We start from the raw sequence: 23242 nt of genomic DNA, 5'->3' as shown, positions 1-23242 counted from the left end.
GGGCAAGGCGAGCCCGGTAGTCCGGGCCGAAGCGCGGCACGCTCCGGCCCGCCGGTTCAGGCGTCGGGGAAACGGTAGTCGCGGAACTGCTCGCGCAACTTGGCCTTGAGCAGTTTGCCGGTGGCAGTGTGCGGCAGATCGTGTACGAACAGCACGTCGTCGGGCAGCCACCACTTGGCGATGCGATCCTTGAGGTAGTTCAGCACCACCTCACGCTCCAGGGTCTGGCCCGGTTTGACGACCACCAGAAGCAGCGGGCGCTCCTGCCACTTCGGGTGGGCGATGCCGATCACGGCGGCTTCGGCGACCAGCGGGTGGCCCATGGCGGCGTTCTCGATCGCGATCGAAGAAATCCATTCGCCGCCGGACTTGATCACGTCCTTGGACCGGTCGGTGATGTGCATGTAGCCATCGGAGTCGATGGTCGCCACGTCGCCGGTGTCGAACCAGCCCTCGTCATCCAGGATCGGACCGCCTTCGTCGCGGTAGTAGGCGCTCGCGACCCAGGGGCCGCGGATCTTAAGGTGTCCGGCGGCCTGGCCGTCGTGGGGCAGGGTGCGGCCCTCGCCATCGGTCAGCTTCAGGCGAACGCCGAACACGGCCCGCCCCTGTGTCGTCTGCACGTCCAGGCGTTGCTCCGGCGGCAGCGCGCGCTGTGTCGGCAACAGATTGTTGACCGTGCCCACCGGCGAGGTCTCGGTCATGCCCCAGGCATGCACGACGATCGCGCCGAAATCGTCCTCGAAGGCTTCGATCATGGCCCGCGGAACCGCGGCGCCGCCGATCACGACACGATGCAGCGCCAGTTCGGCGTAGGGCTTCAGTCCTGCGGCTGAAACGTGCTGCAGCAACATCAACCATACGGTGGGAACTCCCAGCGCCAGTGTCACCTGTTCGTCGCGCAGCAGCGAATAGACGCTGGCGCCGTCCAGGGCCGGACCGGGAAGCACCAGCCTGGCGCCACTCATCGCGGCCGCGTAGGGCATGCTCCAGGCGTTGACATGGAACATCGGCACGACCAGCAGTGCGGTTTCCTTGCGTGAAACGGCCAGGCTGTCCACGGTGCAGGCACCGAAGGCGTGCAGCACGGTAGAGCGGTGCGAATACAGCACGCCCTTGGGCTTGCCGGTGGTGCCCGAGGTGTAACACAGCGAGGCCGCCGAACGTTCGTCGATGTCGGGCCAGGTGAATTCATCGTACTGCGCCGCCAGCAGCTCCTCGTAACACAGCAGGCCTGGAATCGTTGTCTCCGGCATGTGCGCACGGTCGGCCATCAGCACGAAGGCGCGCACGCTCCCGAGCTTGGGGGCGAGTTTCTCGACCAGCGCGATGAAACTCGGGTCGAAGAACAGCACGCCGTCTTCGGCGTGGTTGATGATGTATTCGAGCTGCTCCGGGAACAGCCGCGGGTTGACCGTATGCAGCACGGCGCCCATGCCCGACACGCCGAAGTACAGCTCCATGTGCCGGTAGCCGTTCCAGGCCAGGGTCGCGACCCGGTCGCCCGGCTTCACGCCCAGCGCAGTCAGTGCGTTGGCAGCCTGTTTTGCGCGCCGGTGGATGTCGCGCCAGGTGCAGCGGTGGACGGGGCCTTCGACCGTGCGCGAGACGATCTCGACGCCGGGATGGCTGGCCACCGCATGCTCGATCAGCGACGAGACCAGCAGCGGGTGTTCCTGCATCAAACCGAACATGTCAGGCCTCCACCTTGCGTAGCAGGAAATGCGAGAGCGCGGGAATGAGCACCAGGGGCGCCGATCATGTTCCAGACGAACATGAAGGTGAGCAGGATGCCCATGTCGGCCTGGAACTTGATCGGCGAAAACGCCCAGGTGAAGACGCCCGCCGCCAGGGTGATGCCCACCAGCGCGACCACCTTGCCGGTGAAGCTCACGGCATTCCGGTAGGCGGCCGCGAGCGGCACGCCGGCACGCTGCTGCGCCAGCTGCACGCTGAGCAGGTACAGGGCGTAGTCGACACCGATGCCGGCGCCCAGCGCGATCACCGGCAGGGTCGCCACCTTCACGCCGATGTCGAGCCCGACCATCAGCGCCTCGCACAGGATCGAGGTCAGCATCAGCGGCAGCACCGCGACCACCACCGCCCGCCAGCTGCGGAAGGCGACGAAGCACAGCAGCGCCACGGCGCCGAACACGTACAGAAGCATCGAACGGCTGGCGCGGCCGACCACTTCGTTGGTCGCGGCCTCGATGCCAGCCGAGCCGGCCGCGAGCTTGAAGGTCACGTCGGCGTCGTTGTGGCGCGCGGCGAAATCCTCCGCGATCGCCGCCACGCGCTTGAGCGAGGCCGCCTTGTGGTCGGACAGGTAGGCGATCACCGGCAGCACCGAACATTCGGTGTTGAACAGGTCAGGGTTCAGCACCGTGGCCTGCTGGCCCGAATAATTGATCACGCCCTGGTTGCGGTTGAGCGTCAGCCACTTCGGATTGCCCTCGAAGGACCCGGCGGTGATGTTGCGCACCGCGTCGGCCAGCGACACCGTGGTCTGCACCGAGGGGTCCTGCTGCAGCGCCCAGCCCAGGCGGTCGGCCTGCACCAAGGGTCTTGTAGTTGAGGCAGGCGTCGTCGGGCGTCTGCACGATCACCGCGAACAGGTCGCTCGACAGCGCGTAGTTCGCGGTGATGTAGGCGTTGTCCTGGTTGTAGCGCGAATCCTTGCGCAGCTCCGGCGCCCCCGGATCCAGGTCGCCGACCTGCAGGTCGCGGCTGATCCACAGACCGCCGACCGCCAGCACCGCCGCACAGCCGATCGCCGCCAGCGCCCAGCGACGCTCCGTGAAGCGGTCGAGCAGGTTCCAGACCGCGCCCAGGCCGCGGCCGCGTTCCTGCTCGGTCTCTTCGCGCAGGCTGCGCGCCGCGGCCGCCGGGCTGACGCCGACATACGACAGCAGCACCGGCAGCAGGATCAGGTTGGTGAACACCAGCACGCCGACGCCGATGCTGGCGGTCAGCGCCAGCTCCTTGATCACCGGGATGTCGATCACCATCAGCACGGCGAAGCCGACCACGTTGGCCAGCAGGGCGGTCAGGCCGGCCAGGAACAGCCGGCGGAAGGTGTAGCGGGCGGCGACCAGGCGATGGGTGCCGCGGCCGACATCCTGCATGATGCCGTTCATCTTCTGCGCGCCATGGCTGACGCCGATGGCGAAGATCAGGAAGGGCACCAGCACCGAGAACGGGTCGAGCTCGAAGCCGAGCAGTTGCACCAGGCCCAGCTGCCAGGCCACCGCGACAACCGAGCAGGCGACCACCAGCAGGGTGCTGCGCAGGCAGCGGGTGTAGAGGAAGATGATCAGGCCGGCGATCAGCGCCGCCGCGAGGAAGAAGCTGGCGACCTTGGCCAGGCCTTCGATCAGGTCGCCGACGAGCTTGGCGAAGCCGATCACGTGGATCCTGACCTTGCCGTCGTCGCCGCCTTCGTACCTGGCGCGGATGCGCTGTTCGAGCTGCTGCGAGAAGGCGTGGTAGTCCAGCCGCTGGCCCGTCTCGGCATTGGTTTCGAGCAGGGGCACGAACACCATGCTGGAACGGAAGTCGTTGGCCACCAGGTTGCCGACGATGTTGGCGCGGCGGATGTTGAGCTTGAGCGCATCCACCGATGCCGGCGAGCCATCGTAGTTGTCGGGCATCACCGGCCCGCCGACGAAACCTTCCTCGTTGACCTCGCTCCATCGCACCGCCGGCGTCCAGATCGACTTCATCCAGGCGCGGTCGACGTCGGGTATCAGGAACAGCTCGTCGTTGACCTGCTTGAGGATCTCGAGGTATTCCGGATCGAAGATGTCGCCGTCGGTGTTCTCGACCACCACGCGCACGGAATTGCCCAGGCCGCGCAGGCTGCCGCGGCTCTCCAGGTAGTTCTGCACGTAGGCGTGGCCGTGCGGGATCATCTTCTCGAAGCCGGCGTTTACCGTCAGCTTCGTGGCCTGGAAACCGAACAGCAGGGTCAGCAGGAGACAGCCCAGCACGATCCAGCGCCGGTTGTTGAAGATGGCTCGCTCGAACACGTGTCCGGAACGGTGGTCGAAATCCTCGATGGACCGGACGACCGGCATCTCGTCGGGCAATGGGCGGGACGTATTCAAGCGGGGAGTCCTTGCAGGCGGTCCGGGTTACGGCGTGGCGACGGGCGGTGGCAGGCGTTCGACACGCACGCCGCGTGGTCCGCTGAGCAACAGCGTGTCGCCGGCGGCGGCGAGGCCGGCGTAGGACATCGGCGCCTTCAACGCGAGTCGCTGGAAACTGGCGCCGTCGTCGTCGCTGACCAGCACGTCGCCCGCCTGCGAACACAGCAGCAGGCGGCCGTCGGCCAGCACCTGGCCGGCGGTGATCGAAGTGGTGATGCCTGTGGTCGCGGCTTCCCATGTCTGGCCGCCGTCGAACGATCGGAAAGCCGTGCCGCGCAGGCCATAGGCGAGCACCAGGCCGGGTTTTGCCAGCAGGCCGAACCAGCTGCCTTCGTAGGGTGTGGACAACGCGAGGAAGCGGCCGGCGTCGGCATCCAGGCGCAGCACCAGGCCCAGTTCGCCGGTGATGTACACACCGTCTTCGCTGCCACGGATGCCGTACAGGTGGTAGAAGCGCTCGTTCTGCGTGCGTTCGACCCAGGGTTCCCAGGTCTTGCCGCCGTCGCGGGTGTGGAAGATCAGGTTGTAGGCGCCGACCACGAAACCTTCCTGCGCATCGGCGAACCAGACGTCGAGGAAGGGCAGGCTGGGGCCGTCCGCCACGGCGCGTCCGGCTTCGGACTTCAGGGTTTCGAGCAGGACCGGGTCGGTATCGGCGGGCAGGCTGTTCACGTGTTCCAGCACCAGCGCATTGGCGCGGCGACCGTCCAGCTGCAGGTCCCAGGACACGCCGCCGTCGGCGGTGTGCAGCACCACGCCTTCGTGGCCCACCGCCCAGCCGCGCATCGCATCGACGAAGAACAGCGCGGTCAGGTCGGCGCTGACGGGCACCCGTGCCTGTTGCCAGCTCGTGCCGCCGTCATCCGAATACACGATGTGGCCACGTGCGCCGGCCGCGACCAGCCGGTCGCCGGCGATGGCGCTGGCCTGCAGCAGGCGCTGGGTGACCAGGGCGCTTTCCATGGCGGGCTGGTCGAGCACGTCGACGAAACGTTCGCCCGGCACGGTCGGTGCGGCGAACAGCGTCGTCACGCCGAACAGGGCGGCCAGTCCGAACGGAACGGCCAGGCGTCGGGCAGGGAGGTTCATGGGCGGATGTCCAGCAGTGGGGCGACCTGGAAACGCGGAACTCCGGCAGCGGCGTGGCCGCTGCCGGAGATACTGGCCTCAGGTCTCAGCGGATGCCAGCACCGGCGAGGGCGTCGGGCGACCACTGGTTGGCCGGCAGCGGGTCGGTGTACTGCACGCCGCCATACGGGCCCATCAGGAAGCTGACGTTGTAGACGCCCGAGGTCAGGTCGTAGAACACCTGGGTCTCGGCGTTGGGCGTCTTCGCGTCGTAGCTCGGCGACATGTGCGCGAAGGACGCGCGGTAGAGCGAGCCGCTGGCGTCGTACTGGTCAGCCGACAGCGCGGTCCAGCTGTCCTCGTCCAGATAGAAGGTGCGGCGGGCGTAGATGTGGCGCTTGCCCGGCTTCAGCGTCGCCTCGACCACCCAGACGCGGTGCAGTTCCCAGCGCACCAGGTCCGGGTTGAGGAAACGCGGCGTGGTCACTTCGGCGGCGCTCTTGTGCGTGGTCAGGCGGTAGGTGTTGTACGGAACCAGCACCTCCTTCTTGCCGACCAGCTTGAAGTCGTAGCGGTCCATCGCACCGTTGAAGATCCAGGAGTCGTCGTACGTGGCCGAACCGGCGGTGCCGGGGTTCGGCGTGTCGTAGGAGATGTCCGGCGCCAGCTTCACGCGGCGCTGGCCCGGCAGGTACAGCCAGGCGCGGCGCGGGCGCTCGAGCGGGTTGACCACGTCCACGGCCATCAGCGCTTCACCGGCGCGGCGGGCCGGGGCGTTGTAGAAGATCTTGGTGCGGAAGTAGACGTCGGTTTCCGCGGCCGGGGCGGTGTTCTTCGGGTCGTAGTACGGGTATTCGACGAAGAGTTTGCCGCTGGTGGCCAGCGCCGGCTTGCCGGAGGCGTCCACGTTCCAGTTGTCGTAGCGGAAGTTGCTGGCGACGCCGACGTAGCGCAGCAGGTGGTTCCACATCGCCTCGTAACCGGTCTTCGGGATCGGGAACGGGTAGCCGCCGATGGCGCCGGAAATGCCCAGGCCGCCGTTGCTGGTGCTGGCGCGGGTGGCGTTGGCGGCGGTGGCGTCGAGCACGCGGTCGGGCAGGGCCACGGTGCGGTGGGTCGGGTACACGTCGATGCGGTAGTCCGGGTACTTCTTCAGCAGCGCCTGCGCGCCCACCGTCAGCTGCGACGCGTACTGCGCCATGTTCTTCGAGGTGATGGTCAGGCGCGGCTTCTCACCGGCGAACGGGTCGGGCCGCACGGTGCTGCCGGCGGTGAAACCCGCCGGCGGCGTGGTCAGGCCGCCGGTGTAGGCCGGGATGGTGCCGTCGGCATTGCCGGCGGTTTCGGCGCCGACGCGGGTCAGGGTGTCGCCCAGCTGCCTGGCTTCTTCCGGGCTGACCGCCGCCTGCGCGGTGCCGAGGGCGGCCAGCAGGGCGCCGGCGAGGATCGTCTTCACATATTTCATGGTGAGTTCCTGATGGGATGCCTGGACGGTGGTCACAGCGTGGTCTTGAAGGTCAGAACCACGAAGCCACGGTCGCTGAGCAGCGCGTTGGCGCCGCCGGAGGAGGAGATCGCGTTCAGCGCATTGACGGTGGTGTCGCCGAAGAAGTCCACGTACTTGAGGTCGAAGCGGTACTTCGAACGCAGGTCCAGGGCCACGCCGAACGAATAGCTGCCGGCGTCCTCGTTGCCGCCCAGCAGCACGGCGGAGTTGCCGCTCAGGCCGCGCGAGTAGCTGATCGGCAGCGACAGGTCGGCGCCCGGGAAGATCTGGTACGTGGTCGGCGTGAAATTGACCGCCAGGCCGTAGAAGTCCTTCGTCACCTTGTCGGCCGGCGTCACCATCGTGCCGCCGGGGCCGGCGACCAGGTAGTTGTCGCGGCCCTTGAAGACGGCGGCACCCGAGGTGACGTCGGCCCAACGGTTCCAGGTCAGCTCGACGATGAGGTTGGCCGAATCCCAGACCGGCGTTTCACCGAAGGTGGTGAAGGTGTTCAGCACGCCGTGCCAGGTGTTGCCGCGCGCGCCACCGGTTTCGCCGCCTTCCGGTGCCGCGAACAGGCTGCCGGGCGGCAGCAGCGGGGCGAACGGGGCAAACGAGGCCGGCAGCACGTTCACGATGTCGCTCAGCAGCGGCATGTCCTTGCGGTAGTTCAGGTCGGCGCCGACGCTGGTGCCCCACAGGTTCTTGGAGAAGCTCAGGCCGTAGATCCTGATGTCGCCGGCATAGGCCGCGCCGTAGCGGCCGATGGTGCCGCCGATGATCTCCGGTACGGTCGCCGCACCCGGATTGATGTAGCAGGTGGTCGGGCCCAGCATGACGCTGCCCAGCGCGCCGCAGACGGCCGGCGGGGTGTTGGGACGCACGGCCGGGGTGGCGTTGCCCTGCGGCAGGATGTCGGCGGTGACCCGGTAATAGGCGCCGAGCGTGCCGTCGAGCCAGTCCGGGCTCCAACGCGTGGACAGGCCCCAGTCGCCGGTGTCGTCCGGGTCGCTGTCGCTGCCGCGCACCAGGCGGTTGATGCCCAGCGGGTTGGCCGGGCTGACGGCCGCGGGTCCGAAGATGAAGGACTCGCCGCCACGCAGCAGGTGGTCGTTGAAACCCAGGAAGGAACCGGCTTCGGGGATGCGCGCCTGTTCCCAGTCGAAGAAGTACTGGCCCGCGAACGAGAGTTCCGGCGTGGCCTGGAGCTGCATCGAGACCGCTTCGCGCGGCAGGAACAGTTCCTTGGCTTCCGTGCCCGGGACCGAGAACAGCTTGCCCAGGTCCAGGGCAGACTGGCCGTAGCTCAGGCTGTGCACCGGGCTGAGCATGGCTTCGCCCCAGAACACGGTGTGGCGGCCGGCCTTGACGTTGAGCGGCACGTTGCCCAGGTCGAACTTGGCGAATACGAAGGCGTCCAGCAGTTCGCCGGACGGGCCGTGGAAGTACTTGTCGGTCGCGTCGCTCAGGCCGACGGTGGCGCGGCCGTTCTCCAGGTGGTTGGAGGTGGCCGGGCTGCCCCGCTCGAGGTTGCCGTAGGCGGCGTCGTACCAGCCGGCGGCGCTGACGCGGAAGCCCATGCGGTCCTGCCAGACGAGATCGAACTCGGTCAGCAGGTCCAGGCGTTCGGAGACCATGCCGCGGCCGAAGTTGCGGTTGCCGTCGTCGAAGTTCGGGCTGGCGAGGATGGACGGATCTTCTTTCTCGACCCGGTTGGCCAGGTTGATTTTGACCGTGTTGTCCCAGCGCAGGACCAGGTCCGGATTGCCGGTTTTGATCTCGACCGCGCCGGCGCTGCCGGTGGCCGCCAGAGCGGCCAGGATCATGGTGCTGAGCAGGCGCTTGGACGTCTTCGGGGACGCCTTCCTTGTGTGCAATGACTTCACTTCACCCTCCCAGGTGCTTGTGGCCCGGACTCCCGGCCCCGCCGTTCTGTCGCGGCGGATTCCCGGATAAAAAGGCCCCTTGTCAGGGGCCGGTTGCGTTCGACTATAGGGAGGAAGCGAGCTGCGATTCTTGCCAAACGGCGACAATAACTTGTCATTTCGTGACAGACCGGGCAGGTGGCCCCAGCGTTCCATGCATCGCGTCACAGAGCCGCGGTCCGTAGGTCCAGGACGCATTGCCGGGGCGCGGTGACGGGCGCAGGCTGGGTTCCTGAACGCGCGTCCTGCGCTTCCGCCACCAAGGGTCCCCCATGAGCAGAATAGGAAGCTTTTCCAAAGTCCTGACCTCAGCCCTCCTTTGCCTGTTGCTGGCCTCCACGACGGTTGCCGCAAAGGAGCCGGAAGAAGACCGCGCCAAGATCCGCGAGCAGTCCGCCGAGGTCCTGCAACGCCTCTATGCCGCCCAGCCGTCGGCACGCAGCGTGATCGCCGGGTCGGCAGGTTATGCAACCTTCAGCCGCATCGGCCTGACACTCGGGGTCGTCGGCGGCGGCGTGGGCAAGGGCCTGGCGGTTGCGGTCCCGTCCAAGAAGGAAACCTTCATGCGCTTCGTCGAGGGTTCGGCGGGCCTGGGCCTGGGCATCAAGAAATACGACGTCATCTTCGTGTTCCAGAATGCAGCGGCGATGAACGATTTCGTGACCAAGGGCTGGGAAGCCGGTGGCCAGGCGACGGCGGCGGCCAAGGTGGACGACAAGGGCAAGGCGGTCGAAGGTGCCGTTTCGGTTTCTCCGGGCGTCTGGGTGTACCAGATCACCGGCAAGGGACTGGCCGCGGAACTGGGCATCAAGGGCACCAAGTACTACGCGGACAAAGACCTGAATTGAGCTGAGCCCCGGCGGACGAGGCCCGGCGACGGATCGCCTGGCGCGCTGAAGATCAGCTGCCGCATTCCCGTCATGCGGGCCGCCTAGCCTGTGCGGCTCCGGATCCGGGAATGCCGCATGCGCCACCACTTCTGTGTTTTCGCCGCCGCGGGCCTCGCGCTCGTGTTGTCGGCGTGTTCGCCTTCCGCACCGTCGCCGGCCGATTCCGCCGCCCCTGCCGCAGCGGCGGGCAGCGAAACTCCGGCGCCCGCCATCACCGACGAAGCCGGCCTGCGCAAGGCCGCGGCCGCGGCCTTGTCCGAGCAGCGCATCTACACGCCGGCGGGCGACAACGCCATCGAGCACTACCTCGCGCTGCGCCGGCTGCACGCCGATGACAGCACCCTGGCCACCGCGCTGCTCGAGCTGTTGCCCTATGCGCTCATCGGCAGCGAACAGGCGGTGGGGCGGGAGGATTTTCCTGAAGCCCGCCGCCTGCTGGCCCTGATCGAACAGGTCGATCCGCAGGCGCCGGCGCTGACGCGCCTGCGCGACAGCATCGTCGCTGCCGAGGCCGAATCCGCGCGTCGCATCATCGCGGAAGCCGAAGCGGCGAAACGCCTGGAGCAGGAAGCGGCACGGGCCGCCGCGGCGGAAGCCGAAGCCGCACGCGCTCGCCAGGTTGAAGCGGTGGCTGCCGTGGCGGCTCCGGTGGCCGCGACGGCCCAGGCAAACCCACCGGCCGTTGTGCCGCCGCCCGCTCCTGTCCAACCGAAACCGCAGCCCACGGCCCCGGTTGTGGCATCGGCCACGCCGCAGCTGCTCAGCGCACCGCCGCCCCGTTATCCGCTGGTGGCCCTGCGCCGCAAGATCGAGGGCAGCGTGACCGTCGAGTTCACCATCCAGCCCGACGGCAGCGTAACGTCGCCGCGGGTGGTGTCGGCCGATCCGCCGGGGCTGTTCGAGGAGGCCGCGCTGGTGGCGGCGGCCCGCTGGCGCTTCGAACGCACCCCCGCCGCGGTCACGACAGCCCGGGTGGTGCAGTTCCGGCTGGCCCAGGCGGGCCGGTAGGGAAGGGCTTGACTCGCAAATGCGAATCATTATCATCAAGTTCGGACCCACCCGGACACCGCCATGGCCGCCCTGCATGCCCCGCCCGTTCCGACCCTGCCGGCTGCCGCTTCAGTCAGCCCCGCAGCACTCGCCGACCCGGCGAAACAGGCCGAATTCGACAGCCACGAGCTGATGCGCGGCGGCCGTGAGGTGCTGATCCGCCACGCCGGCCAGGTCTATCGGCTGCGCCACACCCGCAACGACAAGCTCATCCTCGTCAAATAACCCCTTCCCGGTCGCCCGCCCGCCGGAGTTCCGGCCGCCAGCTCCGCCGGCCAGCCCTGGAATCGACATGTCGCCGCTCTTGGCCGCGAACGACCCCGCGGGTGCCCCTGCCGTCGGCATCGGTGCCTGCCCGCCCGAAGCGCTGAGCGCACTCGGCCCGCTGCTCTGCCTGCACGGCGCCGCCGATCCGCACCTGCTGTCCGGCTGGAGCCGCGCGCAGCGGCTGCTGGCCCAGGTCCGGCTCGACAGCGACGGCCCCAGCGAAGCCCTGCATTTCTTCGACGAAGCCGGCACCGGTTGCTGGCGTCTCTACCTGCTGCCCGACAGCGATTTCCATGCCTGGGAACGACTGTTGTCGCGCTTGCCGGTGCAGGCCGAAAGCGCTTCCTCCTGGCGACGGTTCTGGTCCGGAAAACGCCGCATCGCGCCGCAATGGCATGCCTGCGCGCTGCGCCTGCACGTGGTCGCCGATGCCCGTGGCGACTTGCGGCTGGCGGCCACCGATGTCGGGCTTTCGCGTCTGGGCCAGGCCTGTGCATCGCGCATCGCGCGGCAGGCCGGCGTGGCGGGATTCGCGCTCGACGCACTGGCGCCGGAGCTGCACTGGGCACAATGAACGCGGCGCGCTGGGCATAATGCCGGCTCGCCCCGCCGAGTGTGCCCACGATGACCCTGCTGGAAACCGTCGAACGCGAAACCGGCCCCGAGCCGCGCTGGTCCATCGTCTGGCTGCATGGTCTGGGTGCCGACGGCCATGACTTCGCGCCGATCGTGCCCGAACTGCTGCGCGCCGGCTGGCCGCAGATCCGTTTTGTGTTCCCGCATGCGCCGGTGCGCGCGGTCACCATCAACAACGGTGCGCGCATGCGCGCCTGGTACGACATCCGCGACCTGTCGATCGAACAGCGCGCCGACGAACAGGGCGTGCGCGAATCCATCGCCCAGGTCGAGGCCCTGATCGCGCGCGAGAACCTGCGCGGAATTCCGAACCAGCGCATCCTGCTGGCCGGGTTTTCCCAGGGCGGCGCCATCGCCCTGGCCGCCGGCCTGCGCCGCGAGGCTGGCGTCGCCGGCATCGTCGCGCTCTCGACCTACCTGCCGATGGCCGACACGACCGCCGTCGAAACCACGCCCGCCGGCAAGGCCACGCCGGTGTTCATGGCGCACGGCCAGCTCGACCCGGTGGTGCCCGAAGGCCTGGGCGCCCGCAGCCGCGACCTGATGCGCGGCCTGGGCGTGTCGGTGGACTGGCGCAGCTACGCCATGCCGCACAGCGTCTGCGCCGAGGAGATCCGCGACCTCGGCGAATGGCTGCAGCAGCGTTTCCTGGCCGGCTGATCGCGGGGCATACTGCCCGCCATGAAACTGCTCCTGGTCGACGACGAACCGCTCGCCCGCCAGCGCCTGGCCGCCCTGGTGCGGGAACTGGGCGGCCACGAGATCGCCGGCGAGGCCGGCAACGGCCGCGAAGCGGTGGAAATGGCCGAATCGCTGGGCGTGGACGTGGTGCTGCTCGACATCGCCATGCCGGTGATGGACGGCCTGGAGGCCGCGCAGCACCTGGCCGGGCTGGCCTCGCCGCCGGCGCTGGTGTTCTGCACCGCCTTCGACCAGCACGCGCTGGCGGCGTTCGAGGCCGCCGCGGTCGACTACCTGGTCAAACCCGTGCGGCCCGAACGCCTGGCCGAGGCGCTGGAGCGCGCGCGCCGGCAGCGGGCCGCGCAGGAACTGCCGATGCTGCCGCCCTCCGGCCCCGAGCGCCGCCGCAGTCATCTCAGTGCGCGCCTGCGCGGCAGCCTGCGCCTGATCCCGGTGGTGGACATCCACTACCTGCAGGCCGAGGAAAAATACGTGGTCGTGCATCACGCGCGCGGCGAAGACCTGATCGAGGAATCGCTGAAGTCGCTCGAACACGAGTTCGCCGACCGCTTCATCCGCATCCACCGCAACTGCCTGGTCGCCAGCGACGAGTTCGCCGAACTCAAGCGCTGCACCGACGGCCAGGTGCACGCCATCCTGCGCCACGGCGGCGGCCCGCTGGAGGTCAGCCGCCGCTGCCTGCCGCTGCTGCGCGAACGCCTGAAACATCTCTGAGGGGACACCGCATGCCGACCATCCGCCTGGCCACCCGCGAGAGCGCACTCGCGCTCTGGCAGACCGAACATGTCGCCGCGAAGCTGCGCGAGGCGCACCCGGGTCTGGAGGTTGTGCTGGTGCCGATGACCACGCGCGGCGACCAGGCCATCGACCAGCCGCTGGTGGAGATCGGTGGCAAGGGCCTGTTCCTGAAGGAGCTCGAGGTGGCCATGCTCGAAGGCCGGGCCGACGCCGCCGTACATTCGCTCAAGGACGTGCCGATGGAGCTCGACGGCCCGTTCGAGCTGGCGGCCATCCTCGAGCGCGCCGATCCTTTCGACGCTTTCGTGTCGGTGAAGTACGAAGCCTTCGAGGAGTTGCCGTTCGGTGCCCGCGTCGGTACCTCGTCGCTGCGACGCCAGGCGCTGCTGCGTGCGCACCGTCCCGACCTGGAATTGGCCGACCTGCGCGGCAACGTCAATACGCGCCTCGCCAAGCTCGACGCCGGCGACTACGACGCCATCGTGCTGGCCTGCGCCGGTCTTGAGCGGCTCGGCATGGGCGACCGCATCCGCGAGCGCCTGACCGCGCCGCGTTTCATCCCCGCCGCGGCGCAAGGTGCGGTGACGGTCGAATGCAGACAGGGTGATGCCGCCGTGCGCGACCTGCTGGCCGTGCTCGACCACGGACCGACCCGCGCCTGCGTCAGTGCCGAGCGGGCGATGACCCGTGCGCTGGGCGGCAGCTGCCACGTTCCGATCGCCGCCTACGCGACCCTCAACAAGGAACGGATGTCGCTCGAAGGCCTGGTCGGCGACGCGAAAACGGGCAAGACCGTGCGCGGTTACGCCAGCGGCCCGATGAGCGAACCCGAAAAACTGGGCGAACAGGTCGCCGACATGCTGGTGGCCCGCGGCGCCGACGCCCTGTTGCCCTGAGCCAAAAGCTCAGAAAAAGGGACGGAGGTATTTAACGTTTCAAGCAGGAGATTGAAACGTTAAATACCTCCGTCCCCTTTTTTGGCTCAGTAGTAAAGGGTGACGAGGTGCTTGGCTTCGGCGAAGAACAGCCAGCGTTCGACCAAAGCACCCAGCAGCCCGCACAGCGCAGCGATGGCGATGGCAGCCGTCGCGAAGCCCGGCGCCGTCCAGGCCAGTGCGCAGGCCAGCAGCGGCAGCAGCCCGAACAGCAGCAGCGAGATCGCACGCAGCTTGCGCGAGTGCTTTCGCGCCAACACGAAGCCCATCTCGCGGGTCAGGTAGTTGGCTTCGGTGTGCGGGCGTTCGAACACCGTGGCCTGGCGATCCGCGGGCAGGCCCAGCGCGCTGGCGCGGGAAGCCGTCAGGGGCTGCCGGTCGATCGCCTGCCAGTAGGCCAGCTTGGTGATGCCGGCGATGACCGCCAGCGTGGCCAGGATCGCCAGCATCTGCGGCGGAGCGGTACCGCCGGCGAGCGGCAGCGCGGCCGCGTGCAGCAGCAGCCCGGTCAGCAGCGCGAACACCAGGGTAGGCCGGCACCACCAGCGCATGGCGCCAGGCGGGGATGGGCTTGAGCGAGGCATAGATCATGGCGGTGCAGACCACGGTGAGCACCGCGCCGACGGCCGCGGCGACCAGGCTGGCGGTTCCCAGCTCGCCCAGCGCCGAGCCACCCGACGGCACCCGCCACGGTCGCGTCAGCGCCCAGGCCAGCAGCCCCATCGGGACGAAGGTCGCCACGGCCAGCACGCCTTCGCGCGAAAGCCAGGAGCTGCGCCACTGGGAAAATGCCCGCCAGGCCCGCTGCGGCTGGCCAAGATGCCCGAGCGAGCTGAGCAGGCCGGCCGACACCAGCAACGCCGCCAGCGCCAGCTGCGCCAGCAGGAAAACCGCGCCGTTGCCGTAGAGCGCGTTGTCGCGCAGCGGTAGCGTCACCACGCACAGCCAGACCAGCAGCCCGTAACCCGCGCCGGACAGGGTGGTGAAGAACAGGACGGAAAAGGCGGGATGCATGTCAGCGGCTCAGGGCGCGGTCGAGCCAGCGCAGCAGCGGGTTGAGTTGGGTGGTGTCGAGTTTTTCGTCGGGAGCGGCCGATGCCTTGGGCGTCGAAGTTTCGCCGGCACGGCGCGGACGCTGCGGCAGGTAACGGTTCACCGGCGCATAACCCAGCTCGGGCATCAGCGCCACGCCACCGCGTTGCGCCACCAGCTGCGACACTTTTGAATCCGGATCGCCCAGGTCGCCGAAATGGCGCGCCTTGGTCGGGCAGGCCTGCACGCAGGCCGGCTGCCGCGATTCCTCGGGAATCGATTCGTTGTAGATGCGGTCCACGCACAGCGTGCACTTCTTCATCACGCCTTCGACCGCGCTGTATTCGCGCGCGCCGTAGGGGCAGGCCCAACTGCAGAGCTTGCAGCCGATGCACTTGTCCTCGTCCACCAGCACGATGCCGTCCTCGGCACGTTTGTAGCTGGCGCCGGTCGGGCAGACGGTGACGCAGGCGGGCGTTTCGCAGTGCAGGCAGCTGCGCGGGAAGTGCAGGGTGGTCGCGGGCTGGGCGTCCGTGGCCGCGACTTCGTACGAGTGCACGCGGTTGAACCAGACGCCGAACGGATCCTTGCCGTAGGCGTTCTCGTCGGTCAGCGGGCCGGCGACGCCGCCCGCGTTCCATTCCTTGCACGACACGGCGCAGGCATGGCAGCCGACGCAGGTGTCGAGGTCGATCACCAGGCCGAGTTTCTTCTTCGATGGCGGCGGCAGGGTGGTCATGGGTTTCCTTGGCCGACGATCGGGGTGATGTTCATCGGCCGGTCTTGCGGAATTGTGCGCCGTAACGCAGCGGGGAATCCGGCGCGGGGTTTGCATCCAGCGGCGCGAACTGCGGCAGCGAGACTTCGCCTGCCTCGGCCTTGTGGATCGCCACGCGCAGGTCGAACCACGCCGCCTGGCCGGTGACCGGGTCGGCATTGGCGTAGTCGTTCCTGGGCAGCACGTCGGAAATCAGATGATTGAGCAGGAAACCCTTCGCACTCTCGGGCGCGTCGGCGGAAAGTTTCCAGGCGCCGCGGCGTTTTCCGATCGCGTTCCAGGTCCACACCGTGTCCGGCTGCACGTTGCCGGCCAGCCGGCATTGCACGGTGATGCGTCCGTGGTGCGAATCCACGTGCACCCAGTCGTCGTCCGCCAGGCCGTGCCGCGCGGCGGTGTCTGGATGCAGGTACAGGAAGTTGCGCGCGGTGATCTGCCGCAGCCACGCGTTCTGGGAGCCCCAGGCGTGGTACATGAAGGGCGGGCGCTGGGTCACCGCGCTCAGCGGGAAACGCGTGCTTTCCAGCTGCGCGCCCTCGAAGGGTTCGTACCAGATCGGCAGCGGGTCGAAATAGGCGGCCACACGCTCGCGTTCGGCATCCGGCGGCTGCACGGGTCCGTGTCCCAACGCCGCGAGCCGGAACTTCTGCAGTGTCTCCGAATACAGTTGCAGCACCACCGGCTCAGCCTTGGCGATGAAGCCCATGCCCTGCGACCAGTGCAGGTAATCGTGGTTGGCCATCTTGAAATAACGCGCGGACGCCGGGACTTCCGCGGTCCAGAAACCGCCGTTCTCGCGATAGCGGTCGAGCTGGGCCGGATTCGGCGGGCCCTTGCCATGCAGCGAACCGTCGCCGCGCCAACCGGCCAGCAGGCCGACACCGGGCGCGCGTTCATGGTTGACCGCAGGTAGTCGGCGTAGTCGGCGTAACGTGGCGACCCGTCCTCATCCACCAGCGCCGGCAGGCCGATGCGGGCGCCCAGGTCCAGCAGCACGCTCTGGAACCCGCGCACGTCGCGCCCTTCACGTTGCGCACCGGCGTCCAGAACCGGATGGCGGATCGCATCGGCCGCGCGGTCGGCATCGGAGATCGGGCGATCCAGCAGCGAAATCGCGTCGAACCGTTCGAGGTAGGTCGTGTCCGGAAGCACCAGGTCGGCGTACGCCACCATCTCGCTCGAATACGCATCCGAATAGATGATCTTCGGGATGCGGTATTCGCCGTCGGCGCCCTTGTCGGTCAGCCACTGCATGGTCTGCGCGGTGTTCATCGCCGAGTTCCAGCTCATGTTGGCCATGAACAGGAACAACAGGTCCACCGGTTTTGGATCCGCCGCCCAGGCGTTGCGGATCACCGTGTGCAGCATGCCGTGCACGGCCAGGGGGTAACGCCAGGAATAGGCGTGGTCCAGCCGTCGCGGCTGCCCGTCCGCGTCCACCAGCAGATCTTCGGGGCCATGGATGAAACCCAGTGGCGGCGCATCGAGCGCGCCGTTGGCCAGCCGCGTCCTGCCCGGCCGGTTCGCCGGCGGGATCGGCCGCGGGAACGGCGGCTGGTAACGGAAACTGCCCGGCGTATCCACCGCGCCCAGCAGCAGCTGCAGCAGGTGCAGCGCGCGGCAGGTGTGGAAACCGTTGCTGTGCGCGCTGATGCCGCGCATGGCGTGGAAGGCGACCGGGCGGCCGATCATCTTCTCGTGCACGCGGCCGTGGCTGTCGGTCCAGGGCTGGTCCAGCACCACGGGTTCGTCGAACGCGGCGGATGCGAGTTCGCGGGCGATGCGGCGGATGGTGTCGGCAGGCACGCCGCAGCGTTCGGCCACGGCCTCGGGCGCGTACTGCGGGTCGAGGTAACGCTGCGCCATCAGCTGGAAGGCGGGCACCGCGCGGCGGCCGTCGGGCAGCACGAACTCGCCGACGATGGCGGGGGAGATTCCGGCGCTTTCCGCAAGTCCTATGACTCCCTCCCCTGCTTGCAGGGGAGGGTTGGGGAGGGGTGGGTCCTTGCCATAAGGCTCCGAAGTTCCACCCCTCCCGGCCTCCCCCTGCCAGCAGGGGGAGGAGACAGGCCGCACAGTGCGCGGCCATCGGCATCCCGCGCGAACAGTCCGTCATCCGCGCCGCCGGGGTCCTGCACCACCAGCCAATGCGCATTCGTATAGCGCACCGGGTAATCGAGATCGATCTTGTCGGCCTTCAGCAGTTCATGCGCCAGCGCGAACGCGAACAGCCCGTCGGTGCCCGGCCGGATGCCGATCCACTCATCGGCGATGGCACCGTAACCGCTGCGCACCGGATTCACCGCCACGACCTTGGCGCCGCGGCCCTTCATGTGCCCCAGGCCCAGCTTGATCGGGTTGGAATCGTGGTCTTCGGCCACGCCCCACAGCATCAGGTACTTCGCGTGTTCCCAGTCCGGCTCGCCGAACTCCCAGAAGCTGCCGCCGAGCGTATACAGCCCGCCTGCCGCCATGTTCACCGAGCAGAAGCCGCCATGCGCCGCGTAGTTGATGGTGCCGTACTGCTGCGCCCACCAGCCGGTCAGCGCCTGCGACTGGTCGCGGCCGGTGAAGAAGGCCAGGTGGTCGGGATCACGTTCACGGGTCTCGCGCAGCCAGCCGGCGGCCAGCGCCAGCGCCTCGTCCCATTCGATCTCGCGGAATTTGCCTTCGCCGCGTTCACCCACCCGCAGCAGCGGCTTGTCCAGCCGCGCCGGCGAATAGTGCTGCATGATGCCGGCCGAACCCTTGGCGCAGAGCACGCCGCGGTTCACCGGGTGCGCCGGATTGCCCTCGATGTAGCGGATGCGACCCTCGCGCAGGTGCACGTTGATGCCGCACCGGCAGGCGCACATGTAACAGGTGGTCTGCTTGACCTCGTCGCCTACCGGGGCCTGCAGGTCGAGATCGGGCTCGCGCATGCCCGGCATTGTGCCGGGCGCGGCGCGATCCCGCGAGGTCTGCCTACAGCGCCCTGGGCTGGGTCGCCGGAGCGGCGGGCGCGCCCGGCGCCGAGATCACGATGGACGGGTCGTTGAAGTCCCGGTAGCGGATCTGGTAGCGGTAGTTCTTGCTTCCGTCGCCGCCGTTGGTCTGGATCTGGATCGGCAGGCCGCTGGCCTTGGACACCCAGGTCAGGGTCTCGGTGGGTTTGCCGTCGGCGGTGGACGCGAAGTGGAAGACGCTGGCCGGTTCGCCTGCCTCGCTGGAGTCCGGCCGGCGGGTGACGACGATGTCCTGCGTGAGGTCGTCCAGGGCCTTCTGGTTGCGGTACTGGCTGGGGTTGATCTGCTCGGGCAGCGGCATGGACATCGTGCGGCCGCCGATGTTCATGTGCATGGTCCGGCCGATCACCACCTGGCGCATTCCGCCCTCGATGGTGATGGCGAAACGGTCCGGGGCCACGAACTCGATCTGGTTGACGGTCCGGCCGGTCTCCAGGTCGGTCATCGTGGCGCGGAAGCTGGTGGCGGCGATGAACTTCTCGTAGGCGGCCTTGAGGTCGGCGCGGGCGTCGGCACTGGCGGGCCCGGCCAGCAGCAGGGCGGCGAGGAAAAGGGCGAGGCGTGCGGTCGTGCGGGTCATGCGGATCTCCCGGGCAGTTGGAACGCGGTCGAGGGGTGCCATTCTAATCGTATCTTCGCGACCCTTCCGGACACTCCATGGACCGCTACGAGCGCATCCTCGCCCTGCACCGCAGCCTGAAGACCGCGCGTTATCCGGTCTCTATCAAGGGGCTGATGGAGGAGCTGGCCTGCTCGCGCGCCACCCTCTACCGCGACATCGCCTTCCTGCGCGACGCGTTGGGCGCGCCGGTCGAGAGCGAAGGCGAGGGCAGCATCCGCTACGACGAAAAAGAGGCGGAACGTTTCGAACTTCCTGGCCTGTGGCTCAATTCCGACGAACTGCACGCCCTGCTGGCCGCGCACCAGCTGCTCGACCGCACCGGCCAGGGCGTGCTGTCGAGCGCGCTGGCGCCGCTCAAGGGCCGCATCGAGTCGCTGCTGGCCCAGCAGGCCGGCGGCAAACGCTGGCCGGTGGAACGCGTGCGCGTGATCGCCAGCGGCGTGCGCCGGCGCGACGAACTCGCGTTCAGGCTTGTCGCCAGCGCCGTGCTGGAGCGCCGGCAGCTCGAGTTCGACTACCTGGCGCGGTCCACCAACGAACGTACCCACCGCAAGGTGTCGCCACAGCGGCTGACCCATTACAAGGACAACTGGTACCTGGACGCCTGGGACCACGAGCGCGAAGGCCTGCGCAGCTTTTCCGTGGACCGCATCCAGCACGCGAAACTGCTGGAGGGCGCCGCACGCGACCTGCCAGACACCGAACTCAACCAGCACCTGGCCTCGAGTTACGGCATCTTCTCCGGCACGCCGAAAGGCGTGGCCACGATCGTGTTTTCGGCCAAGGCCGCGCGCTGGGTCGCGGACGAGCACTGGCATTCCAAGCAGGAGGGCCGCTTCCTGCCCGATGGCCGCTACGAGCTGAAGCTGCCCTACAGCCACGCCAAGGAACTGCTGATGGACGTGCTGCGCTACGGCGCCGACGCCGAAGTCAGCGAACCCGAGTCGCTGCGCCAGCAGGCGCGTACCCTGCTGCAGCTCGCGCTGTCCGCCTATGAGCGTTGAGGATTCCGGCACCCGTCGCCCGCCCGGCCGGCGGGTGGCTGGTGCTGGGCGCCGGTGGCGCGCGCGGCCTGGCGCATATCGGCGTGGTGCAGGCGATCGAGGCGCGCGGTTACCAGATCGCCGGCATCGCCGGCGCTTCGATGGGCGCCCTGGTCGGCGGCATCTACGCGGCAGGCCGGCTGGAGGAATACAGCGAATGGGCGCGCGGCCTGGAACGCGGCGACGTGCTGCGCCTGCTCGACTTCGCCTTCGGTTTTCCCGGCCTGATCCGCGGCGAACGGGTCATTGGCGCACTGCGCGAACTGGTCGGCGACCATTTGATCGAGGACCTGCCGATTCCCTACACCGCGGTGGCCACCGACCTGGCCAGCCAGCGCGAGGTCTGGCTGAACCGCGGCAAGCTGTTCGACGCCATCCGCGCCTCCATCGCCATCCCGATGATCTTCACGCCGCAGCTGCTGGACGGCCGCGAACTGGTGGACGGCGGCCTGCTGGCCCCGGTGCCGATCGCCGCCACCCGCCAGATGCGGGTGGACCGCGTGATCGCGGTGGACGTCAACGGCCCGGTGTCGTGGATGAACACGAAGCTGGAGCCCCGGCCCGAGGAAATCGCGGCCGGCCACGGCATCGACGACAGCACGGAAGCCCTGGACGAAGACCAGCCCGGCAGCCTGCGCGAACGCATGGCCGCCCTCTGGGAGGACTGGGCCGTGGCAACGACGCCAAGCCGGAAAAAGCCGCGGCGTGATGGACCTGATGTCGCGTTCGCTCGACACCATGCAGGCGCACATGGCCCGCGTGCAGCTGGCGCAGGACCCGCCCGACCTGCTGATCCAGCTCTCGCGCGAAACCGCCACCTTCTACGAGTTCTGGCGCGCCTCCGAGCTGGTTGAAAAAGGCCGCGAGGCGGCCGAGAAGGCGCTCGACGACGCCGGGCTCTGAGCCCGCGAAGGGGATCGATCCCAGCGTCTCGGTCCATGAGACGGCCACCGGCCAGGCTGTGTCCACGCCCACGGAGGACCCCGCCATGCCGATCCTGCAGCCTGTTGATGCCCGCAACCCCGCCGTCGACCCGCGCCTGGCGCGCACGCTCTGGCAATGGCTGGCGCTGGGCGTGATCGCGATGCTGCTGGTGCCCGCCGCGCGCGGGCCGGTCTACCTGCTGGGCAACATGCCTTTCTGGCTGGTGCTGGCGCCCGGCATCGCCCTGGTCACGCTCTACCGCCATGCCCTGGCGGCGGCGTGGCGTGCGCGCCTCGTCCGCGCCACGCCACGCCGCCGCCGGCGCTTCGGCGCTCGGCGGGTGTCCGAGCCGCTGTTCCAGAAGAAGCGTCGGGAGCGTGCGTTGCCGGGACATCGCCCGGCCAGTGGCGCGCGCTTCTGACCAGTCGCGCTGCGATCAGGCCAGCGTTCAGTCCCGGACGCCCAGCCGCTTGCGCTCCAGCCGCCGCAGGAACTCTTCCATGATGCGGCGGTACAGATCCTCTCCCAGGTAGGCGTCCTCGACGCCGGCGTCGATGCTGGGGTTGTCGTTGACCTCGATGATCACCGTGCGATCCCTGGCCTGCTTCAGGTCCACGCCGTACAGGCTGTTGCCGATGGCGTTGCTGGCGCGCGTGGCCAGGCGCACCACTTCCGACGGTGCCTCGCGGATCGGCAGGGTCTTGAAGCCGCCCGAACGCACCGTACCCTTGGCGCTGCCGTTTTTCGGCGAATGGTCGTAGATCTGCCAGTGCCCGCGCGACATGAAGTACTGGCAGGCGTACAGCGGCTCGCCGTCCAGCACGCCGATGCGCCAGTCGAACCCGGTGTACAGGTATTCCTGCGCCAGCAGCAGCGCGGTCTGCTGGAACAGCAGGTCGGCGGCCGCACGCAGTTGCTCCGGCGTCTCCACCTTGTGGATGCCGCGGGAGAAACTGCCATCGGGGATCTTGAGCACGATCGGCAGGCCCAGCAGGTCGGGCAGGGCGGCCAGTTTTTCGCATCGTCGCGGAACACGATCTCGGTACGTGGCGTCGGCAGCTTGCGGCTGCGCAGCCGGTCGTGCAGGTAGATCTTGTTGGTGCAGCGGAGGATGGACACCGGGTCGTCCATCACCACCATGTCCTCGCGCTCGGCGCGGTGGGCGAAGCGGTAGGTGTGGTTGTCGATCGCGGTGGTCTCGCGGATGAACAGCGCGTCGTATTCCGCCAGACGGGCGAAGTCGCGCCGGCCGATCGGGTCCACCTCGATGCCGATCTCCTTGCCGGCCTCGATGAACTGCTTCAGCGCCTTCCGGTTCGAGGGCGGCATCAGCTCGGCCGGGTCCTGCAGCATGGCCAGGTCGTAGCGGTACTTGGGCCGCGCCCGCGGCTTGCGCCAGAGCTTGCGGCTGAAGGCTTCGAGCGCGTTGGCGAAAGCGGTCTCCTGGTCATCCGACAGGGTGTGCAGGCTGCCTGGCTTGATCGCCGCGATCTGCCATACACGCTGGCGTTCGAACTCGATGCGCAGCACCGGGCAGGGGAAGGTTTCGAACACCTGCTGGGCCAGGTCCTCCAATGGCGCGTAGTGGGTGCGACCGAAATACACCAGCAGCCCGAAGTCGCTGGCGTCGCGCGAACCCTCGGGCAGGAACTTGCCCAGCTGCGTGTTCAGGTCCTCGATGTCCACGCCGTACAGCGAACGTCGGCGCAGGTCGTTGATGGTGCGCACGCTGGGGATCACCTTGTGCCCGCGCGCCTCGGCCAGCAGCGACACGTAATAACCGGTGCCCATGTACTTGTAGCTGCGGCACAGGTTGATCACCTGCGTGCGTTCGTTTTCGGCCGCGACGTCGCCGCGCAGGTAATCCGCGGCGGCCACGACATTGTCGGAGGGGTAGTACGAGCCCCAGTCGGAGGGCTTTTCGACGACGATGACGAGGCGGCTCATGGCGGCGGGCTGGGGGCGATGGCCGCGAGTCTGATCCTTCGCCAAC

Annotated in this window: 22 protein-coding genes and 2 pseudogenes; 10 read left to right on the top strand and 14 right to left on the bottom strand. The window is 68.4% G+C overall.

Features of this window, described 5'->3' with window-relative positions; all coding sequences use genetic code 11:
- Positions 1-56 precede the first annotated feature (56 nt).
- The 6 genes from FRZ33_RS02135 to FRZ33_RS02115 all read right to left on the bottom strand — a co-directional run bounded on the left by FRZ33_RS02135 (position 57) and on the right by FRZ33_RS02115 (position 8528).
- Entirely contained in the window at positions 57-1694 is a 1638-nt protein-coding gene (locus tag FRZ33_RS02135; RefSeq protein ID WP_146907334.1) for a 3-(methylthio)propionyl-CoA ligase, read from the bottom strand.
- Positions 1682-2338, bottom strand: a complete 657-nt coding sequence (locus FRZ33_RS15785; RefSeq protein WP_227978239.1) for an MMPL family transporter — start codon at positions 2336-2338, stop codon at positions 1682-1684. The genes FRZ33_RS02135 and FRZ33_RS15785 overlap by 13 nt, the downstream gene beginning before the upstream one ends.
- Before the next feature lie 31 nt (positions 2339-2369).
- A complete protein-coding gene (locus tag FRZ33_RS02130) occupies positions 2370-4106 on the bottom strand; it encodes an efflux RND transporter permease subunit (protein ID WP_227978024.1) in 1737 nt (578 codons plus the stop codon).
- 27 nt (positions 4107-4133) lie between these two features.
- Positions 4134-5237, bottom strand: a complete 1104-nt coding sequence (locus FRZ33_RS02125; protein WP_146907332.1) for a WD40/YVTN/BNR-like repeat-containing protein — start codon at positions 5235-5237, stop codon at positions 4134-4136.
- Positions 5238-5322: 85 nt separating this feature from the next.
- Entirely contained in the window at positions 5323-6681 is a 1359-nt protein-coding gene (locus FRZ33_RS02120; RefSeq protein WP_146907330.1) for a DUF1329 domain-containing protein, read from the bottom strand.
- 32 nt (positions 6682-6713) lie between these two features.
- Positions 6714-8528 (bottom strand): DUF1302 domain-containing protein, encoded by a 1815-nt coding sequence (locus FRZ33_RS02115; protein ID WP_146907328.1) that lies wholly within the window; start codon positions 8526-8528, stop codon positions 6714-6716.
- 371 nt (positions 8529-8899) lie between these two features.
- Here FRZ33_RS02115 and FRZ33_RS02110 point away from each other — a divergent pair, with 371 nt between their 5' ends.
- The 7 genes from FRZ33_RS02110 (at position 8900) to hemC (ending at position 13806) form a co-directional block, all read left to right on the top strand.
- Complete coding sequence (locus FRZ33_RS02110; protein ID WP_146907326.1) at positions 8900-9475, top strand: lipid-binding SYLF domain-containing protein; 576 nt, start codon at positions 8900-8902, stop codon at positions 9473-9475.
- A gap of 117 nt (positions 9476-9592) precedes the next feature.
- Positions 9593-10525: an energy transducer TonB gene (locus FRZ33_RS02105; RefSeq protein WP_146907324.1), complete on the top strand. Its 933-nt coding sequence runs from the start codon at positions 9593-9595 to the stop codon at positions 10523-10525.
- A 63-nt stretch (positions 10526-10588) separates the two neighbouring features.
- Entirely contained in the window at positions 10589-10792 is a 204-nt protein-coding gene (locus FRZ33_RS17195; RefSeq protein WP_146907322.1) for a hemin uptake protein HemP, read from the top strand.
- A 67-nt stretch (positions 10793-10859) separates the two neighbouring features.
- A complete protein-coding gene (locus tag FRZ33_RS02095) occupies positions 10860-11408 on the top strand; it encodes a Hemin transport protein (protein WP_146907320.1) in 549 nt (182 codons plus the stop codon).
- Positions 11409-11458: 50 nt separating this feature from the next.
- The gene (locus tag FRZ33_RS02090) at positions 11459-12130 is read left to right on the top strand and encodes an alpha/beta hydrolase (RefSeq protein ID WP_146907318.1); all 672 of its coding nucleotides are present in this window, start codon (positions 11459-11461) and stop codon (positions 12128-12130) included.
- Between the two features lie 21 nt (positions 12131-12151).
- A complete protein-coding gene (locus FRZ33_RS02085; protein WP_146907317.1) occupies positions 12152-12886 on the top strand; it encodes a LytR/AlgR family response regulator transcription factor in 735 nt (244 codons plus the stop codon).
- An 11-nt stretch (positions 12887-12897) separates the two neighbouring features.
- Positions 12898-13806 carry a hydroxymethylbilane synthase gene (hemC, locus tag FRZ33_RS02080; protein ID WP_146907315.1) on the top strand — a complete coding sequence of 303 codons (909 nt, stop codon included), beginning with the start codon at positions 12898-12900 and terminating at the stop codon, positions 13804-13806.
- 86 nt (positions 13807-13892) lie between these two features.
- Here the strand turns inward: hemC and FRZ33_RS15775 are convergent, their stop codons facing one another.
- From FRZ33_RS15775 to FRZ33_RS02055, 7 genes and pseudogenes are all read right to left on the bottom strand, one after another.
- Positions 13893-14396, bottom strand: a complete 504-nt coding sequence (locus tag FRZ33_RS15775; RefSeq protein WP_227978370.1) for a hypothetical protein — start codon at positions 14394-14396, stop codon at positions 13893-13895.
- Between the two features lie 46 nt (positions 14397-14442).
- Positions 14443-14859: pseudogene (locus FRZ33_RS17530) on the bottom strand (DmsC/YnfH family molybdoenzyme membrane anchor subunit); the annotation flags it as partial.
- Between the two features lies 1 nt (position 14860).
- Positions 14861-15616 (bottom strand): 4Fe-4S dicluster domain-containing protein, encoded by a 756-nt coding sequence (locus tag FRZ33_RS02070; protein WP_146907313.1) that lies wholly within the window; start codon positions 15614-15616, stop codon positions 14861-14863.
- A 31-nt stretch (positions 15617-15647) separates the two neighbouring features.
- Positions 15648-16238 (bottom strand): molybdopterin dinucleotide binding domain-containing protein, encoded by a 591-nt coding sequence (locus FRZ33_RS15765; RefSeq protein WP_227978022.1) that lies wholly within the window; start codon positions 16236-16238, stop codon positions 15648-15650.
- Positions 16157-17563, bottom strand: a complete 1407-nt coding sequence (locus FRZ33_RS02065) for a molybdopterin-binding domain-containing protein (RefSeq protein ID WP_227978020.1) — start codon at positions 17561-17563, stop codon at positions 16157-16159. Before FRZ33_RS02065 ends, FRZ33_RS15765 begins: the two co-directional genes overlap by 82 nt.
- A gap of 47 nt (positions 17564-17610) precedes the next feature.
- Entirely contained in the window at positions 17611-18576 is a 966-nt protein-coding gene (locus tag FRZ33_RS02060; RefSeq protein WP_146907311.1) for a molybdopterin-dependent oxidoreductase, read from the bottom strand.
- A 43-nt stretch (positions 18577-18619) separates the two neighbouring features.
- The gene (locus tag FRZ33_RS02055; RefSeq protein WP_146907309.1) at positions 18620-19240 is read right to left on the bottom strand and encodes a hypothetical protein; all 621 of its coding nucleotides are present in this window, start codon (positions 19238-19240) and stop codon (positions 18620-18622) included.
- Positions 19241-19317: 77 nt separating this feature from the next.
- Between FRZ33_RS02055 and FRZ33_RS02050 the strand changes: the two genes are divergently transcribed.
- The 3 genes from FRZ33_RS02050 to FRZ33_RS02040 all read left to right on the top strand — a co-directional run bounded on the left by FRZ33_RS02050 (position 19318) and on the right by FRZ33_RS02040 (position 21670).
- Positions 19318-20286, top strand: a complete 969-nt coding sequence (locus FRZ33_RS02050) for a helix-turn-helix transcriptional regulator (protein WP_146907307.1) — start codon at positions 19318-19320, stop codon at positions 20284-20286.
- 41 nt (positions 20287-20327) lie between these two features.
- A complete protein-coding gene (locus FRZ33_RS02045; RefSeq protein ID WP_146907305.1) occupies positions 20328-21179 on the top strand; it encodes a patatin-like phospholipase family protein in 852 nt (283 codons plus the stop codon).
- A 134-nt stretch (positions 21180-21313) separates the two neighbouring features.
- Positions 21314-21670, top strand: a complete 357-nt coding sequence (locus FRZ33_RS02040; RefSeq protein WP_146907303.1) for a hypothetical protein — start codon at positions 21314-21316, stop codon at positions 21668-21670.
- A 27-nt stretch (positions 21671-21697) separates the two neighbouring features.
- Here FRZ33_RS02040 and FRZ33_RS02035 read toward each other — a convergent pair.
- Positions 21698-23196, bottom strand: a pseudogene (locus tag FRZ33_RS02035) (RimK family protein).
- Positions 23197-23242: the final 46 nt, after the last annotated feature.

Origin of the sequence: Arenimonas daejeonensis (assembly GCF_007993735.1) — a bacterium.
Lineage (GTDB): Bacteria > Pseudomonadota > Gammaproteobacteria > Xanthomonadales > Xanthomonadaceae > Arenimonas > Arenimonas daejeonensis.
Note: the sequence above shows the minus strand (reverse complement) of the source record. Positions and strands in the feature narration are given on the sequence as shown.

Excerpts from the sequence above, each read along its gene's own strand:
- FRZ33_RS02135 (WP_146907334.1), bottom strand. The coding sequence starts at position 1,694 with ATGTTCGGTTTGATGCAGGAACACCCGCTGCTGGTCTCGTCGCTGATC.
- FRZ33_RS02085 (WP_146907317.1), top strand. The coding sequence starts at position 12,152 with ATGAAACTGCTCCTGGTCGACGACGAACCGCTCGCCCGCCAGCGCCTG.
- FRZ33_RS02095 (WP_146907320.1), top strand. The coding sequence starts at position 10,860 with ATGTCGCCGCTCTTGGCCGCGAACGACCCCGCGGGTGCCCCTGCCGTC.
- FRZ33_RS02110 (WP_146907326.1), top strand. The coding sequence starts at position 8,900 with ATGAGCAGAATAGGAAGCTTTTCCAAAGTCCTGACCTCAGCCCTCCTT.
- FRZ33_RS15775 (WP_227978370.1), bottom strand. The coding sequence starts at position 14,396 with ATGCGCTGGTGGTGCCGGCCTACCCTGGTGTTCGCGCTGCTGACCGGG.
- hemC (WP_146907315.1), top strand. The coding sequence starts at position 12,898 with ATGCCGACCATCCGCCTGGCCACCCGCGAGAGCGCACTCGCGCTCTGG.
- FRZ33_RS02050 (WP_146907307.1), top strand. The coding sequence starts at position 19,318 with ATGGACCGCTACGAGCGCATCCTCGCCCTGCACCGCAGCCTGAAGACC.
- FRZ33_RS02120 (WP_146907330.1), bottom strand. The coding sequence starts at position 6,681 with ATGAAATATGTGAAGACGATCCTCGCCGGCGCCCTGCTGGCCGCCCTC.
- FRZ33_RS02125 (WP_146907332.1), bottom strand. The coding sequence starts at position 5,237 with ATGAACCTCCCTGCCCGACGCCTGGCCGTTCCGTTCGGACTGGCCGCC.
- FRZ33_RS02060 (WP_146907311.1), bottom strand. The coding sequence starts at position 18,576 with ATGCGCGAGCCCGATCTCGACCTGCAGGCCCCGGTAGGCGACGAGGTC.
- FRZ33_RS02040 (WP_146907303.1), top strand. The coding sequence starts at position 21,314 with ATGCCGATCCTGCAGCCTGTTGATGCCCGCAACCCCGCCGTCGACCCG.
- FRZ33_RS02055 (WP_146907309.1), bottom strand. The coding sequence starts at position 19,240 with ATGACCCGCACGACCGCACGCCTCGCCCTTTTCCTCGCCGCCCTGCTG.
- FRZ33_RS02090 (WP_146907318.1), top strand. The coding sequence starts at position 11,459 with ATGACCCTGCTGGAAACCGTCGAACGCGAAACCGGCCCCGAGCCGCGC.
- FRZ33_RS02105 (WP_146907324.1), top strand. The coding sequence starts at position 9,593 with ATGCGCCACCACTTCTGTGTTTTCGCCGCCGCGGGCCTCGCGCTCGTG.
- FRZ33_RS17195 (WP_146907322.1), top strand. The coding sequence starts at position 10,589 with ATGGCCGCCCTGCATGCCCCGCCCGTTCCGACCCTGCCGGCTGCCGCT.
- FRZ33_RS02115 (WP_146907328.1), bottom strand. The coding sequence starts at position 8,528 with ATGATCCTGGCCGCTCTGGCGGCCACCGGCAGCGCCGGCGCGGTCGAG.
- FRZ33_RS02070 (WP_146907313.1), bottom strand. The coding sequence starts at position 15,616 with ATGACCACCCTGCCGCCGCCATCGAAGAAGAAACTCGGCCTGGTGATC.